The following is a 14,493-nucleotide window of genomic DNA, read 5'->3' as shown; positions in this document are numbered from 1 at the left end:
GCGCTAGTGGATCGCCGACGCGCTCGTCAATTCCTTGAGTTCGCGGATCGGGATATTCGATTTTTCGTGCATGCGCAGCAGGATCGTGGCGCCGACATTGAGCTTGCGGTGGCGGATCTTGCTGATGATCGGCGGCTGCACTTCGAGCACGCGGCACAGCTCCGCGTCGTTCTTCAGCTGCAGGCGCTCGATCAGGGTGTCGAGCAGTTTGTTGGGCACGAAACTCGAGGGCTCAAGCGCCCGCGCTCGATGCATCGCCTCGAGCATTTCCTGTTTTTTCTGTCGTACGCTCATGTCGATTCTCCAATATGAAAACATGATTCAAGACAGATCGACCGTTCTGGAAAAATAGCCCGGCCTGTTGTAATCGCTTGTTGCGGCGGGTCGTTGTGATATTACTACGATTATGTTGCGCACGATTCGCGAAATTTAACTAAAAATGCCGCAATTGTGCGTTTCTTCCAGGAACTTATGCTAATTTCAGCCCGGAATGCGTGAGCAGCAGCACCTTGTCGGCCATGGCGGCCGCGGCGTGGGAGTGGGTGACCATGATGGCCCCGGCGCCGTGGGCGCGGGTCTCGTGGCGCAACAGCTGGAGGATGACGTCGGCCGTTTCGGGATCGAGGTTGCCGGTTGGCTCGTCCGCCAGCAGCAGGGCCGGACGGTGCACGAGGGCGCGCGCGATCGCCACCCGCTGCAGTTCGCCGCCCGAGAGCTGGCGCGGGAAATCGTCGCCCCGGCCGCGTAGTCCGACCGCTTCCAGCATCGCGGCCACGCGATCCGCCGCGGCCCGCGCCGGCGTTTTGGTGAGCAGCAGCGGCAGCGCCACGTTCTGGCGCAGGGTCAGGTGCGGCAGCACGTGGAAGGCCTGGAAGATGAAACCCATGCGGGTGCGCCGCAGGCGGGTGGCGGCGTCGTCGTCGAGGCTGGACATCGGCGCGCCGTCCACGATCACCTGGCCGGCGTCGGGCGTGTCGAGCCCCGCGATGAGGTTGAGCAGGGTGGATTTGCCGACGCCCGATTCGCCCATGATCGCCACGAACTCACCGCGCTCGAACACATGCGACAGCTGCGCTAGCACCGTGCGGCCGCCGTAGGATTTGGTGAGCTGGTCGAGTTCGAGCATGCGGAGGATATGGATCTAGCGAGTGAGGGCGCGCCGGAGCAGGTAGCTGGCCGCATCGACCAGGGCCACCAGCACCAGCATCGCGATCACCACGGTGGCCGCGCTGGGCATCTGGAACAGCGACAGGTGGTACTTCAGCATCTGGCCCAGGCCGCCGGCGCCGACCACGCCCAGCACCGCCGCCGCGCGAATATTGTTCTCCCAGCGGTACAGCGTGTACGACAGCATCTGCGGCAGCGCCTGGGGCAGCGTAGCGTACAGGAAGGCCGCCAGGGGCCGCGCGCCGTTGGTGCGCAGGGTCTGCTCGGCATGCGGCTCGACGTTTTCCAGGGCGTCGGCGAACAGCCGCCCCAGCACCCCGGCCGTGTGCGCGGCCAGCGCCATGGTGCCGGCCATGGGGCCCAGGCCGGCCAGCACCAGCAGCACCGCGGCCCACACCAGCTCGGGAATCGAGCGCAGCACATTGAGCACCAGGCGCGTCGCAAGCCGCGCCACGCGGCCCAGGCGTCCGGCGCCGGCCAGCGCCAGCGGCAGGCCGACGATGGCGGCGAGCAGGGTGCCGATGGCCGACATGGCCAGCGTCTCCCACAGCGCGCCCAGCGTGTTGACCAGGAAGGGCGTGCCGGTCTCCGGCGGCGCAAAGCCGGCCAGGAATTCGCGCGCCGAATCGATCGCCTCGGCGGTGAAGAAGGCGCTCCACTGCAGCGGCAGCGAGGCGAAGCTAGCCACGACCAGGGCCAAGAGACCAAGCAGGATCAGCCAGGTCCTGAGGTCGCGCGGCGGCGCCGGCGGCGCTTGCAACTGCGTGGATTGCTTCATCCCAGCCTCCGGCGCAGCATCTTCGAGACCAGGTCGGCCGCCGCCACCAGCAGCACGAACACGATCAGCATGGTGGCGACTTCGCCGCCGGCCATCATCTTGGTCGATTCGTCCAGGCGCTGGCCCAGGCCGCCGGCGCCGACGAAGCCCATCACGGCCGAGCCGCGGATCGCGCACTCCCAGCGATAGACCGTATACGACACCAGTTCGGCGCTCGAGTCGGGGAGGGCGCCGTACAGCAGCGCCGGCAGGCGGCCGGCGCCATTGGCGAGCAGGACGTCGGTGGCATGGGCGTCGCTCGACTCGAGGATCTCGGCATATACCTTGGCCAGCATGCCGCTGTACGACAGGGCGATCGCCAGCACGCCGGCGGTCGGCCCCAGGCCGACGATGCGCACGAACAGCAGCGCCCACACGAGTTCGGGCACCGAACGCAGGACCATCAGGATCCAGCGCAGGGCCTGGCGCACGAGCGCCGCGAACGGATGCACGCGGCCGGTGCCCAGGCGCGAGATCGACAGGCGCTCGGTGATGACGAAGGTGGCGGGAATCGCCACCAGCAGGGCCAGCGTGAGGCCGGCGGTGGCGATCGCCACCGTCTGCCAGGTCTCGCGCAGCACCATGGCCAGGAATTCTGGGTCGTGCGCCGGGACCAGGAAATCGGAAAGGAACATCCCGGCCGCGCGCAGGCTTTGCGCATCGAACAGCAGCCAGGGCTTGAATTCGGCGCCCGCCAGCAGCGGGTACAGCAGGACGACGAAGATCGCGGCCCAGGTGACGCGCGGGCGCCACGCGGGATCGCGGTGAAGAACTGCAGCGGCGCTCATCAGAAGCAGGCGCCGACGGCGATCTGGCCGGGTGTCTCGTGCAGGGTGGCGGGCGCCGGCTCGACCGCCTCATTGGCGTACAGCTCGGCGATCATGGCGTCGCTGACCTCTTCGCGCGGCGCATCGAACACGATGCGGCCGTCGCGCAGGCCGACCAGGCGAGCGAACTGCTCGCGCGCCAGGTCGACCTGGTGCAGGCTGCACACCAGGGTGGCATTGCGCCCCTGCGCTTCCTGGCGCAAGGTGGCCAGGGTGTGGCGCGCCAGCGCCGGGTCGAGCGCCGAGATCGGCTCGTCGACCAGCAGCGCCTCGGCGTTGGAGAGCAGCAGGCGCGCCAGGCCGCAGCGCTGGCGTTCGCCGCCCGACAGGCGGTCGACCCGCGCATACAGCTTGTCGCCCAGCGAAAAGCGCGCCAGCGCGGCGTGGGCGGCGGCGGGATCCTGCGGGCGCACCAGCGAGGCCAGGGCCTGCCACAGCGACCAGTGCGGCAGGCGCGCGGCCAGCACCGCCGTCACCACGCGCTGGCGCGCCGGCAGCGGCGGCGCCTGCGGCGCCAGGAACAGGCGCGCACGCAGGTGGTGGCGCTCGGCGCCGCTCAACTGCCAGGGATCCTGGCCGAAGATCTCGAGCGTGCCCTCGGCGGGCCGGTGGGCGCAGGCAAGGGTGGACAGCAGGGTGGTCTTGCCGGCCCCGGAAGGACCGATCAGGGCGACCTGCTCGCCGGCGCGAATCGTGAGGTCGAGCGCGTGCAGGGCCGGCGCGCGGCTGCCGGCCAGGTGGCGCACGGTCAGGCCGCGCAGGCGGTAGGTCGCCATGGTGAATCGCCTTCCGATATTACTTCAGCAGGCCCGCATTGCGTGCGGCGGCTTCGATCGCGCCATAGTTGGCGGTCTTGGTCGGCACGAACTTCGTCGCGCGCTGCAGGTCGAGGATCTGCTTGCCTTCGGCGGTCGAGCCGTCCAGCGCCAGGAAGGCGTCGGTGATCTTTTTCTTGAGCGCCGGATCCATGTCGGTACGCACGGTCCAGTTGTAGTCGAAGTAGCCCGGGGTGGTGTAGAACACGCGCACCTGTTTCGGATCGACCTTCTTGCTCTCGACCAGCTTTTCCCAGACGGAGATGTTCAGCGCGCCGGCATCGACCTTGCCGCCGGCCACGGCCGCCACGGTGGCGTCATGCGCGCCCGAGAAGGCGATGCGCTTCAGGTCGGTGTCCGGGTTGATCTTGGCTTGCAGCAGGAACGAGCGCGGCATCAGGTGGCCCGAGGTCGACGATTCCGAACCGAAGGCCAGGGTCTTGCCCTTCAGGTCTTCCAGCTTGGTGATGCCTGGCACGGTAGTGATGAAGACCGAGCGGAATTTCTCGTCTTCCTCGCGCTGCACCAGCGGGGTTACCTGGCCCTTGCTGCGCACATTGGCTTGCACGAAGGTGAAGCCGCCGAACCAGACCATGTCGATCTTGCGGTTGATCAGGCCTTCGACCGAGGCGGCGTAGTCGGTCACCGGGGTGAACTCGACCTTCAGGCCGGTGGCCTTGGCCAGGTATTCGCCCAGCGGCTTGAACTTGCGCTGCAGCTCGGTCGGCGATTCGTCGGGGATTGCCGAGACGCGCAGCACGCCATTGCTCTGGGCTGCAGCCGAGCCTGCGATCAGCATCGTGCCAGCAACAGCTGCGCACAGGGTTTTCAGGATGTGACGGCGAATGGACATGGTCATGGTGGTTTTTATTGATGGTTAATCGGGATGGAATACGAATTATAAATGCCGATCATTCCACCCGGCAAAAACAATAGACGAATTGCTGGGTCGTGCCGAACGGTGTCCGGTGCAGTTCGGTGCGGCTTTCGACCAGGCGGAAGGCCGGGCCGAATTGGTCGTGCAAGCCGTCGGCGTCATAGCGCACGATGTCCAGGCCGCTGCATTTTGTGGGGCCTTCGGGGCCGAAGGTGGCGACGATCACGCTGCCGCCCGGACGCATGGCGCGCGCCACCTGGCGTACGTAGGCGGCCCGCTGCGCGGGTTCGAGCAGGAAGTGGAACACGGCGCGGTCGTGCCAGACGTCGTAGCGCCGTTCCGGCAGCTCGGCCTGCGTGATGTCTCCCACCAGCCAGCGGGCCCGGTCGGCCTGGGCGCCCAGGCGCTCGCGGGCGACGCGGATCGCCTCGGCCGAGATGTCCAGCACGGATACATCCGTGTAGCCGCGCGCCAGCAGGTCGTCCACCAGCGTCGCTTCGCCGCCGCCGACGTCGATGATCGCCGCCGAGGGCGCGCCGGCGCTGCGCTCGATCAGGGCGAGCGAGGTGTCCAGGTGCGGGGCGTACCAGCTCACCGCATCCGGCGCCTTGGTGCGGTACACGGTCTCCCAATGAAGTCGCTGGTCCATATTCCACTTTAGAAAGATCGCAGGGCAGTCGGCCCTGCACGCTTGAATTGCCGCGCGCCGGCGATTCGGGGGAATCCGCTATGATGGCAAAAACAGCAACGATAGAAGTAATTCTCATATGCCATCTCGCATGGTGCGGTGTGGCGGCACGAATGATAAACCTTATGCTGACAACCTGCACATCCGACGAGCGCCAGGCCGCCGTTGCCAACGCCCATGACGCACAAGACCTGCATGCCGGCCTGCGCGCCCCAGACGCCTGCATCTCGCCCAAGTTCCTCTACGACGCGCTCGGTTCCAAGCTGTTCGAGGCCATCTGCGAGTTGCCCGAGTACTACCCGACCCGCACCGAAGCGGCCATCTTCGAGCGCCACGGCGCCGAGATCGCGCGCGTGGCCGGCCTCGGGACGACGCTGATCGACCTCGGCGCCGGCAATTGCGCCAAGGCCGCCAAGCTGTTTCCGCTATTGCAGCCGACGCAGTACGTGGCGGTCGACATCTCCAGCGAATTCACGCATGACGCCCTGGCGCGCCTGCGCCAGCGTTTCCCGCAGATCGCGATGGAAGCGCTGGGCATGGATTTCTCGAGCCGCTTCGAGCTGCCCGAGCTGGTGCGCGCCGAGCGCCGCCTGTTCTTCTATCCCGGCTCCTCGCTCGGCAATTTCACGCCCGAGGATGCGCAGGCCTTCCTGGCGCGCCTGCGCGCGCAGTGCGGGCCGGACGGCGGCATCCTGATCGGCATCGACCTGGCCAAAGATAAAGCCACGCTCGACGCCGCCTATGACGACGCGCTGGGCGTGACCGCCGCCTTCAACCTGAACATCCTGCGCCACGTGAACCGGCTGGTCGACGCCGACTTCGACATCCGCCAGTGGCGCCACCACGGCTTCTACAATGCCGCGCGCGGACGCATCGAGATGCACCTCGAGGCGCGCACGGCGCAAGACGTGCACTGGCGCGGCGGCGAGCGCCGCTTCGAGGCGGGCGACTGCATCCACACCGAGAACAGCTATAAATACCAGCAGGCCGACGCCATCAAGCTGCTGGAGCGTTCCGGTTTCGAGGCGACCCGCGTCTGGACCGATCCGCAGCGCTGGTTCGCGGTGATCCACGCACAGGCCATTCCCGTATGAATATGCTGCGCGACGAGGGCCTGCCACGCACTTTCGCCCGGGTGCGCGGCCGTTCGCTGCACCTGGCCGAGGCGCTGTCCGACGAAGATTGCTGCGCGCAGTCGATGCCAGATGCCAGCCCCATCAAATGGCACCTGGCGCACACCACCTGGTTCTTCGAGACCTTCATCCTCGAGCCGCGCGAACCGGGCTTCGCGCCGTTCCACCCGGCGTTCCGCGTCATTTTCAACTCTTACTACAACGGTGTCGGCGACAAGCATCCGCGCCCGCAGCGCGGCCTGCTCACGCGGCCGGCTCTCAGTGAGGTGAAGGCCTACCGCCACGACGTCGACCGCCGCATGGACGCCTTGTTGGCGCGTGGCATCGATGGTGAACTGGCGGCCCTGGTCGAACTGGGCCTGCAGCACGAGCAGCAGCACCAGGAGCTGATGCTCACCGACGTCAAGCACCTGCTGGCGCAGAATCCCCTGTATCCGGCCTATGCGGCCGATCCGCTGGCGGCATCCCGGCCGGCGGCGCAGCTGGAGTGGCTGCCGTTCGAAGGCGGCCTGGCCGAGATCGGCCACAAGGGCACGGGCTTTTGCTTCGACAACGAGTTGCCGCGCCACCGCACCTATGTGGCGCCGTTCGCGCTGGCCTCGCGCCTCGTCACCAATGGCGAATACCGCGAGTTCATCGAGGCCGGCGGCTACCGCGACCCGGCGCTGTGGCTGGCCGAGGGCTGGGACCGGGTCTGCTCGGGCGAGATCACCCGCCCGCTGTACTGGATCGAACGGGACGATGGCTGGCACGAGTTCACGCTGCACGGCGTGCAGCCGCTCGACCCCGAGCGTCCCGTCACCCACGTCTCGCTGTACGAAGCCGACGCCTATGCGCGCTGGCGCGGCGCCCGCCTGCCCACCGAGGCGGAATGGGAATTCGCGGCGCGCCAAGCCAGCCTGGGCGCGCTGCCGGTGCACCATCCGGCGGCGGCCAGCGGCGCCGGCCTGCAGCAGATGTTCGGCGCCTGCTGGCAGTGGACGAGCAGCAGCTATGCGCCTTATCCCGGCTATGCGCCGGCGCCGGGCGCCATCGGCGAGTACAACGGCAAGTTCATGGTCAACCAGTACGTGCTGCGCGGCTCGTCCTGCGCCACGCCCGAGGGCCACGCACGCGCCAGCTACCGCAACTTCTTCCCGACCGGCGCGCGCTGGCAGTTCACCGGCATCCGGCTGGCAAGATGAGCCGCCGGCGTGACTGGCGCGCGCGCCTGAAAGACCAGCGCGCCAATATCTACATCCTGCAGCACCCCCTCAAGTTCACCCTGCAGGTGCTGAGGGGCTTTCGCGCCAACCAGGGCCTGCTGCTGGCCGGCGCCGTCGCCTATTACGCGCTGCTGTCGATCGTGCCCTTCCTGATGCTGGTGGTGGTGGTGCTGTCGCATTTCATCGATCCGGTCGAGCTGCTCGACACCTTGCGCCGCTACCTCGAACTGCTGGTGCCGGGCCAGTCGCGCCCGATCGTGACCGAGGTCGCCAACTTCCTGCAGGACCGCCAGTTGCTGACCTGGGTGCTGGCGCTCACCATGCTGTTCTTCAGCTCGCTTGCGTTTACCGTGCTGGAGAATGCGATGAGCGTGATCTTCGTGCACCGGGTCGCGATGCGGCGCCGCCATTTTCTGGTCTCGGCCGTACTGCCGTATTGCTACATCCTGGCGCTGGGCATCGGCATCATGGTGGTGACCCTGGTCGCCGGCGCGCTGCAGGTGATGGGGTCCGAGAGCGTGTGGCTGTTCAACTACAAGTGGTCGCTGGGCGGGGTGTCTGGAGCCTTGCTGTATCTGCTGGGGCTGGCGGGCGAGATCCTGGTGCTGACCTCGATCTACCTGGTGATGCCGGTGGGGCGGCTGTCGATCTGGCATGCCTTCGTCGGCGGCGCGACGGCGGCGCTGCTGTGGGAAATCGCGCGCCACGTGCTGGTCTGGTATTTCTCGACCCTGTCGCAGGTGAACCTGGTGTATGGCTCGATGACGACGGCGATCGTGGTGATGTTCTCGCTGGAGATCGCCGCCACCTTGCTGCTGCTGGGAGCCCAGGTGATTGCCGAGTACGAGCGGGTGGGGCAGGCCGGCAGCGGGGAGCCGCCGGCGCAGCCGACTTGCGATATTCCGCCGCTGGCGCGTGGTTGACATCGTCGACCTCGCGCCTGCGGCGTTCGTTTGCTTCTTATTTCTCTTCGCCCTTCGGCTTGATCATCAGGCTGGCGATGCAGCTGCCAGCGATCAGCACTGCCACGACGGTCAGCGAAGCCTGCACCGGCACGTGGTACCACGGCATGATCAGCATCTTGACGCCGATGAAGGTCAGGACCATCGCCAGGCCATACTTGAGCAGGTGGAAGCGGTCAGCCACGTCGACCAGCAGGAAGTACAGCGCACGCAAGCCCAGGATCGCGAACATGTTCGAGGTGAACACGATGAACGGGTCGGTCGTGATCGCGAAGATCGCCGGGATCGAGTCCACCGCGAAGATCAGGTCGGTCACCTCGATCAGGATCAGGACCAGGAACAGCGGCGTCACGTAACGCAGGCCGTCCTTGCGCACGAAGAACTTCTCGCCATGGTCGCCGTCGGCCACGCGCAGGTGCTTGCGCGCCAGCTTGAGGATCGGGTTGTTGGCCACGTCCGGCTCTTCGTCGACCGCCACCAGCATGCGGATACCGGTGAACAACAGGAAGGCGCCGAACAGGTACAGGACCCAGCTGAATTCGCTCACGACCCAGGCGCCGGCGCTGATCATGATGGCGCGCATGATGATCGCACCCAGCACGCCATAGATCAGGACGCGGCGCTGGTATTGCTGCGGCACCTGGAAGGCGGTGAAGATCAGCAGGAACACGAATACGTTGTCGACCGACAGCGCTTTCTCGATCAGGTAGCCGGAGAAGAATTCGAGCGACTTCTGGCTCGCGATCTCGGCGCCGGCAGTGTCCATCAGGTAGTAATACAGGCCGGCATTGAAGATCAGCGCCATGCTGACCCAGACCAGCGACCAGATGCCGGCTTCCTTGACGCTGACTTTATGCGCCTTGTTACCGCCGAAAACGAACAGGTCGAGCGCGAGCATGACCAGCACGAAGCCGACGAAGCCGGCCCACATCATGGGGCTTGCAATGGTTTCCAGTCCGTTCATCGGGCACTCCTTGTACTTACAGTGAGACGAGGGGGCATGACAGTCCTCCAATGGGTAAAAACCACACTATAGGTTGCACCAATACATCGGACAAATCGAATATTGTTTGATGTAAGATCGAGTTTTTCGATCTTTACGGGAGAGCGCTGTGTCGACACTCAACTATAAACACCTGCGCTACTTCTGGATGGTAGCGAAAACCGGCAGCATTGCGCGCGCAGCGGAACAACTGCACCTGACCCCGCACTCGATCTCGGGCCAGTTGTCCGAATTCGCGGACAGCCTGGGCGTCGAACTGTTTCGCCGGGTCGGGCGCAAGCTCGAACTGACCGATACAGGACGCCGCATCGTCAGCTATGCCGAAGCCATCTTCAATACCGGCGACGAGCTGCTGGAGCTGGTGCGCGACCAGGCCTTCGCGACCACGTCCTATCGCGTCGGTTGCGCCGATTCGGTGTCCAAGCTGATCGCCGTCGACCTGGTCGAGCCGGCCCTCAGGCTGAAAGACCCCGTCAAGCTGATCTGCCGTGAAGGGCGGCTGGACAGTCTGATCGCCGACCTGGCCGTGCACCGGCTCGACCTGGTGGTCGCCGACCGCCCGATCCCGGGCCACTTCAGCGTGCGCGCCTACAACCACTTGCTGGGCGAGAGCCCGATGACGGCCTTCTGCACCGAAGCGCTGGCGGCAACCTTCGACCGGCCGTTCCCGGCCTGCCTGCACAATGCGCCGATGCTGTTGCCGGGCGAGGATTTCGCGATCCACCAGCGCCTGCTGCGCTGGCTCGAGCGCTGCGACGTGCATCCGCGCGTGCTGGGGGAGTTCGACGACAGCGCCATGATCCAGGCGTTCGGCCGTTCGGGCGCCGGCGTGTTCTTCGCGCCGAGCGTGATCGCAGCCCAGGTCAGCAGCCAGTACGGGCTGGTCGCGCTGGGCCAGGTCGAGTCGGTGGTCGAGCAGGTGTATGCGATCACGACCGAGCGCCGCATGAGCCATCCGGCCACCGTGGCGATCAGCAGGCTGGCGCGCGACAAGCTGTTTGCGCGGGGAGACGGTGCTGTTGCGCACAGTCAATCCGAGGCGACGCCCTGAATGGCACAGTAAGTTCTTGCCGGAAACTAGCCGAACGTAAAAACTGACCGGGAGATGCCCCATGCGACTGCTGCGCGGCTGCGATTCGCCGTTCGCCATCGCGGCCCACGCCGCGTTGCTGCGCCGGCGCGGCATCGACTTCGTCATGCGGCGCTACAGCCGCGATCCATCGGCCAATCTCGACGCCGGCGAGGCGCAGCGCCTGTGCGGCGCCGGGCTGCGGATCGGCGCGCTTTGGGAGGGACGCGTGGCGCGTGACCGGCTTTCGCGCCAGCAGGGCGTGCGCGATGGCGCCGAGGCCCTGCACCTGGCCCGCGCGGCGGGGCAGCCGCCAGGCAGCGCGATCTATTTCGCCCTCGGCGAGGACACGACGCCGGCCGACGTCGATGGGGTCTTGAAACACTACCTGGCCGGTGTGCGCAGCGCGCTGGGCGGCGCCGCGGGCTATCGCGTCGGGGTGCATGGCAGCCATGCCTGGTGTGCGGGCCTGGTCGACCGTGGCTTGGGTGGGTTGAGCTGGCTGGTCTCGATGCCGGCCGGCGGGGTGGCGCCGCGCCACAATCTGCTGCAATGGCCTTCCGCGCGCCTGGTGCTCGACGGCGCCGAGCTGCGGCTGTCACCCGTGCTGGGACAGCCGGGAAGAGATCCCGGCCTGTTCTGGCTGGCCGGGCCTGGCGCGGCGCGCGGGGTAGGGCGCCGCTGAGCGCCCCGGGGTGTCGCGTCAAGCGCGGACGGTGATGCCGGCGGCGCCGGCTTCGACGCGGCCGACCACTGCCGCGTCAAGGAATCCTTCGCGCGCGAACAGGGCCAGCACGTCGTCGACCGAGGCCGGATCGCAGGCCACCAGCAGGCCGCCCGAGGTTTGCGGATCGGTCAGCAGCGCGCGCTGGGCCGGGCTCAAGGCCTCGTCGAGCTGCACGTCCTTGCCATAGGCATCCCAGTTGCGGCCAGATGCGCCGGTGAAGAAGCCGTCATGCGCCAGTTGCAGCACGCCGGGGAGCAGCGGGATCGCCGGCATATCAAGTTGCGCGTGCAACTGGGCGCCGCGCGCGAGTTCGAGCAGGTGGCCCAGCAGGCCGAAGCCGGTGACGTCGGTCATCGCGTGCACGCCGGGCATGTCGGCCAGCAGGCGGCCCGGCTTGTTCAACTTGGTGGTGTTGGCGATCATGGCCGCATAGCCTTCTTCGCCCAGGACGCCCTTCTTTAGCGCGGCCGACAGCACGCCCACGCCCAAGGGCTTGCCCAGCACTAGCACGTCGCCGGCGCGGGCGGCGCTGTTCTTCTTGACCTTCGACGGGTGCACCAGGCCCATCACTACCAGGCCATAGATCGGCTCGACGGAATCGATCGTGTGGCCGCCGGCGATCGGGATGCCGGCTTCGCGGCAGATGGATGCGCCGCCTTCCAGGATCTGGCTGATGGTCTCGAGCGGCAGCTTGTTGATCGGCATGCCGACCAGGGCCAGGGCCATGATCGGGGTGCCGCCCATCGCATACACGTCCGAGATCGCATTGGTGGCGGCGATGCGGCCGAAGTCGAACGGGTCGTCGACGATCGGCATGAAGAAATCGGTGGTGGCGACCAGCGCCTGCTCGTCGTTGAGCTGGTAGACCGCGGCGTCGTCCGAGGTCTCGATGCCGACCATCAGCTCCTTCGGCAGCGGGAAGCCGCCCGACGACTTGAGGATCTCGGCCAGCACGCCGGGCGCGATCTTGCAGCCGCAGCCGCCGCCGTGCGAGAACGAGGTGAGTTTGATGGGTTGGTCGGTGGTGCTCATGGGATATCCGGTTATCGTTGATCGTCGAATTATCGCGCAAGTTCGGCGCGGGCGCTTGGCCGCGAGCCGACGAGGTACTTTTTCGTTGGCCCAAAAACGTCGTCCCCGCGCAGGCGGGGACCCAAGTTTCTCGATGCGCCACTTACTTCAAGCGAAGTGGCGGCGCATGTTGACTTGGGTCCCCGCCTGCGCGGGGACGACGGGTTTGCTGCAGCTTGCTGTCAGGCGTTCAGGGCTTACTCGCCGAACGAACGGCGGGCGCCGTCCATCGAGCGCGGGTGGGCGCCCTTGTAGCCGCCTTCGCGGCGCTGGCCCTGGCCTTCGCGCGGGCCGCCGAAGCGGTTGCCGTCGCGCGGCGCGCCGGCGCCGTAGCCGCCTTCACGGCGCTGGCCCTGGTAGCCGCCTTCGCGCGGTGCGCGCTCGCTCGGGGTGCGCGAGGCATAGCCGCCTTCGCGCTGGCTGCCTTCGCGTGGACCGCGGTCGGCGTAGCGGCTTTCGTACTGCGGACGCTCGCCGCCGGCGGCGCGTTCGCCACCGTAGCTGCGCTCACCGTAGCCGCCTTCACGCGGACCCGACGGCTTGCCGAAACCGCGCTGGGCCGGCTTGCCATTGCGGCCGTCGCCCGGCTTCCAGCCCGGACGCGCTGCCGAACGCGGCGCCGCCGTGCGCTTCGGTTCGAATCCCTCGATCACATTGACCGGGATCGGCTGGCGCGTGAAGCGCTCGATGCGGCGGATGTTCATGTTCTCGGCATGGTTGACCAGCGAGATCGCGGTGCCGTTGCGGCCGGCGCGGCCGGTGCGGCCGATGCGGTGCACGTAGTCCTCGGGGAACTTCGGCAGGTCGTAGTTCACCACGTGGGTGATGTTCGGCACGTCGATGCCGCGCGCGGCGACGTCGGTCGCGACCAGCACCTTGACGCTGCCGCGGCGCAGGCTGTCCAGGGTGCGGTTGCGGGCGCCCTGGTGCATGTCGCCATGCAGCGCGGCGGCGGCGAAGCCGGCGATGTTCAGGCGGTCGGCGATCATGTCGGCGTCGCGCTTGGTCGCGGTGAACACCACGGCCTGGTCCAGCGTCTCGTCGCGCAGCAGGTGGTCGAGCAGGCGGTTCTTGTGCGACAGGTCGTCGACAAAGTGCACGCGCTGCACGATGTTCTCGTGGCGGTTGGTGGCGCTGGCGATCTGGATGGTCAGCGGATCGCTGGTGATGCGGCGCGCCATATTGCCCACGACGCCGTCCAGGGTCGCCGAGAACAGCATGGTCTGGCGGGTCGATGGGGTCGCGGCGACGATCTTCTCGATGTCGTCGATGAAGCCCATGTCGAGCATGCGGTCGGCTTCGTCCAGCACCAGGATCTCGAGCTGCGAGAAGTCGATCTTGCCCGATTCCATATGGTCGATCAGGCGGCCCGGGGTGGCGACGAGGATTTCAGGATTCTTGGCCAGCAGTTGCATCTGTTTCGGGTACGGCATGCCGCCCAGGATCGAGATGCAGCGCACGCGGCGCATATGGGCCGTGTACTTGTCGGTGTTGCTGGTCACTTGCAGCGCCAGTTCGCGGGTCGGGGTCAGGACCAGCATCTTCGGCTGGGCCGGCTTGAAACGGACGCGTTCGCCGCGTGCGCGGGCAGCCTGCGCTTCTTGCGCAGGGGTCTTGCCGACAGGCGTCGGCTCAGCGTTGGCCAGCTGGTGCAGGGCCGGCAGCATGAAGGCCGCGGTCTTGCCCGAACCGGTCTGCGATGAGACCAGCAGGTCGCGGCGGGCGATGGCAGCAGGGATGGCTTGCGCCTGGACCGGGGTCGGGGTGGTGTAGCCGGTGTCGGCGACTGCCTGGACGATGGACGCGTGCAGGCCTAGTGCTTCAAAACTCATTGTTCTTTACTTTCGGAATAAATCATGCACGTTCGCACATGTGGCGCGAACGTAAAAATGCAACGCGAACCGACAAACGAAATGACTCAGTAATGAAAGAAATTTCGGCACAAAAGCTTTGCGCCGGGACGGTGTCTGGAAACGACACGCAAGGCGGGAGGCTTTGGAAAGGCGCTCTGGTCGAGCTGCCTGGGGTTTGCGTAGCTGCTTGTTGTACTGCTAACGCTGTTGCTGCCGGCTCATCGAATCTCCTGGAGATCGTATCAAGCGGGCGCGATGTCGCAGCGCACAAACAGAACT

Annotated in this window: 15 protein-coding genes; 5 read left to right on the top strand and 10 right to left on the bottom strand. The window is 66.8% G+C overall.

Annotated features, from left to right (window positions below; genetic code table 11):
* Window positions 1–3 precede the first annotated feature (3 nt).
* From J3U95_RS22020 to J3U95_RS21990, 7 genes are all read right to left on the bottom strand, one after another.
* Window positions 4–294: a hypothetical protein gene (locus J3U95_RS22020; RefSeq protein WP_005669661.1), complete on the bottom strand. Its 291-nt coding sequence runs from the start codon at window positions 292–294 to the stop codon at window positions 4–6.
* A 175-nt stretch (window positions 295–469) separates the two neighbouring features.
* Window positions 470–1,126: an ABC transporter ATP-binding protein gene (locus J3U95_RS22015; RefSeq protein ID WP_208280786.1), complete on the bottom strand. Its 657-nt coding sequence runs from the start codon at window positions 1,124–1,126 to the stop codon at window positions 470–472.
* 15 nt (window positions 1,127–1,141) lie between these two features.
* Window positions 1,142–1,945 (bottom strand): phosphonate ABC transporter, permease protein PhnE, encoded by an 804-nt coding sequence (phnE, locus tag J3U95_RS22010; protein ID WP_208280785.1) that lies wholly within the window; start codon window positions 1,943–1,945, stop codon window positions 1,142–1,144.
* Window positions 1,942–2,772 carry a PhnE/PtxC family ABC transporter permease gene (locus J3U95_RS22005; protein WP_208280784.1) on the bottom strand — a complete coding sequence of 277 codons (831 nt, stop codon included), beginning with the start codon at window positions 2,770–2,772 and terminating at the stop codon, window positions 1,942–1,944. The genes phnE and J3U95_RS22005 overlap by 4 nt, the downstream gene beginning before the upstream one ends.
* Window positions 2,772–3,587 (bottom strand): phosphonate ABC transporter ATP-binding protein, encoded by an 816-nt coding sequence (locus J3U95_RS22000; protein WP_208280783.1) that lies wholly within the window; start codon window positions 3,585–3,587, stop codon window positions 2,772–2,774. The genes J3U95_RS22005 and J3U95_RS22000 overlap by 1 nt, the downstream gene beginning before the upstream one ends.
* A gap of 19 nt (window positions 3,588–3,606) precedes the next feature.
* Complete coding sequence (locus J3U95_RS21995; protein ID WP_208280782.1) at window positions 3,607–4,485, bottom strand: putative selenate ABC transporter substrate-binding protein; 879 nt, start codon at window positions 4,483–4,485, stop codon at window positions 3,607–3,609.
* A gap of 52 nt (window positions 4,486–4,537) precedes the next feature.
* Window positions 4,538–5,152, bottom strand: coding sequence for a class I SAM-dependent methyltransferase (locus tag J3U95_RS21990; protein WP_208280781.1), 615 nt, complete (start codon window positions 5,150–5,152; stop codon window positions 4,538–4,540).
* A gap of 164 nt (window positions 5,153–5,316) precedes the next feature.
* Between J3U95_RS21990 and egtD the strand changes: the two genes are divergently transcribed.
* The 3 genes from egtD to J3U95_RS21975 are packed head-to-tail and all read left to right on the top strand — an operon-like array spanning window position 5,317 to window position 8,452.
* Window positions 5,317–6,285 (top strand): L-histidine N(alpha)-methyltransferase, encoded by a 969-nt coding sequence (gene egtD, locus J3U95_RS21985; RefSeq protein WP_229520016.1) that lies wholly within the window; start codon window positions 5,317–5,319, stop codon window positions 6,283–6,285.
* Window positions 6,282–7,508, top strand: a complete 1,227-nt coding sequence (gene egtB / locus J3U95_RS21980) for an ergothioneine biosynthesis protein EgtB (RefSeq protein WP_208280779.1) — start codon at window positions 6,282–6,284, stop codon at window positions 7,506–7,508. The genes egtD and egtB overlap by 4 nt, the downstream gene beginning before the upstream one ends.
* A complete protein-coding gene (locus J3U95_RS21975) occupies window positions 7,505–8,452 on the top strand; it encodes a YihY/virulence factor BrkB family protein (RefSeq protein WP_208280778.1) in 948 nt (315 codons plus the stop codon). Before egtB ends, J3U95_RS21975 begins: the two co-directional genes overlap by 4 nt.
* A 37-nt stretch (window positions 8,453–8,489) precedes the next feature.
* Here the strand turns inward: J3U95_RS21975 and J3U95_RS21970 are convergent, their stop codons facing one another.
* Window positions 8,490–9,455, bottom strand: coding sequence for a TerC family protein (locus J3U95_RS21970; RefSeq protein ID WP_208280777.1), 966 nt, complete (start codon window positions 9,453–9,455; stop codon window positions 8,490–8,492).
* A 148-nt stretch (window positions 9,456–9,603) separates the two neighbouring features.
* Here J3U95_RS21970 and nhaR point away from each other — a divergent pair, with 148 nt between their 5' ends.
* A complete protein-coding gene (nhaR, locus tag J3U95_RS21965) occupies window positions 9,604–10,545 on the top strand; it encodes a transcriptional activator NhaR (protein ID WP_208280776.1) in 942 nt (313 codons plus the stop codon).
* 61 nt (window positions 10,546–10,606) lie between these two features.
* Window positions 10,607–11,248: a glycoside hydrolase domain-containing protein gene (locus tag J3U95_RS21960; RefSeq protein WP_208280775.1), complete on the top strand. Its 642-nt coding sequence runs from the start codon at window positions 10,607–10,609 to the stop codon at window positions 11,246–11,248.
* Between the two features lie 18 nt (window positions 11,249–11,266).
* Here the strand turns inward: J3U95_RS21960 and selD are convergent, their stop codons facing one another.
* Window positions 11,267–12,322 carry a selenide, water dikinase SelD gene (gene selD / locus J3U95_RS21955; protein WP_208280774.1) on the bottom strand — a complete coding sequence of 352 codons (1,056 nt, stop codon included), beginning with the start codon at window positions 12,320–12,322 and terminating at the stop codon, window positions 11,267–11,269.
* Window positions 12,323–12,558: 236 nt separating this feature from the next.
* On the bottom strand, window positions 12,559–14,193 hold the full coding sequence (locus J3U95_RS21950; RefSeq protein ID WP_208280773.1) for a DEAD/DEAH box helicase: 1,635 nt from the start codon (window positions 14,191–14,193) through the stop codon (window positions 12,559–12,561).
* Between the last annotated feature and the right edge of the window lie 300 nt (window positions 14,194–14,493).

Source organism: Massilia oculi, from assembly GCF_017582745.1.
In the GTDB taxonomy this organism is placed as follows: domain Bacteria; phylum Pseudomonadota; class Gammaproteobacteria; order Burkholderiales; family Burkholderiaceae_D; genus Telluria; species Telluria oculi_A.
This window is presented reverse-complemented; position numbering and strand designations above follow the sequence as displayed.

Bases quoted from the DNA above. Each gene is read 5' to 3' on its own strand.
- J3U95_RS21970 (WP_208280777.1), bottom strand. From the start codon at position 9,455: ATGAACGGACTGGAAACCATTGCAAGCCCCATGATGTGGGCCGGCTTC.
- J3U95_RS21960 (WP_208280775.1), top strand. From the start codon at position 10,607: ATGCGACTGCTGCGCGGCTGCGATTCGCCGTTCGCCATCGCGGCCCAC.
- J3U95_RS21995 (WP_208280782.1), bottom strand. From the start codon at position 4,485: ATGACCATGTCCATTCGCCGTCACATCCTGAAAACCCTGTGCGCAGCT.
- J3U95_RS21950 (WP_208280773.1), bottom strand. From the start codon at position 14,193: ATGAGTTTTGAAGCACTAGGCCTGCACGCGTCCATCGTCCAGGCAGTC.
- J3U95_RS22015 (WP_208280786.1), bottom strand. From the start codon at position 1,126: ATGCTCGAACTCGACCAGCTCACCAAATCCTACGGCGGCCGCACGGTG.
- J3U95_RS22000 (WP_208280783.1), bottom strand. From the start codon at position 3,587: ATGGCGACCTACCGCCTGCGCGGCCTGACCGTGCGCCACCTGGCCGGC.
- J3U95_RS21990 (WP_208280781.1), bottom strand. From the start codon at position 5,152: ATGGACCAGCGACTTCATTGGGAGACCGTGTACCGCACCAAGGCGCCG.
- J3U95_RS21975 (WP_208280778.1), top strand. From the start codon at position 7,505: ATGAGCCGCCGGCGTGACTGGCGCGCGCGCCTGAAAGACCAGCGCGCC.
- phnE (WP_208280785.1), bottom strand. From the start codon at position 1,945: ATGAAGCAATCCACGCAGTTGCAAGCGCCGCCGGCGCCGCCGCGCGAC.
- J3U95_RS22005 (WP_208280784.1), bottom strand. From the start codon at position 2,772: ATGAGCGCCGCTGCAGTTCTTCACCGCGATCCCGCGTGGCGCCCGCGC.
- egtB (WP_208280779.1), top strand. From the start codon at position 6,282: ATGAATATGCTGCGCGACGAGGGCCTGCCACGCACTTTCGCCCGGGTG.
- selD (WP_208280774.1), bottom strand. From the start codon at position 12,322: ATGAGCACCACCGACCAACCCATCAAACTCACCTCGTTCTCGCACGGC.
- J3U95_RS22020 (WP_005669661.1), bottom strand. From the start codon at position 294: ATGAGCGTACGACAGAAAAAACAGGAAATGCTCGAGGCGATGCATCGA.
- egtD (WP_229520016.1), top strand. From the start codon at position 5,317: ATGCTGACAACCTGCACATCCGACGAGCGCCAGGCCGCCGTTGCCAAC.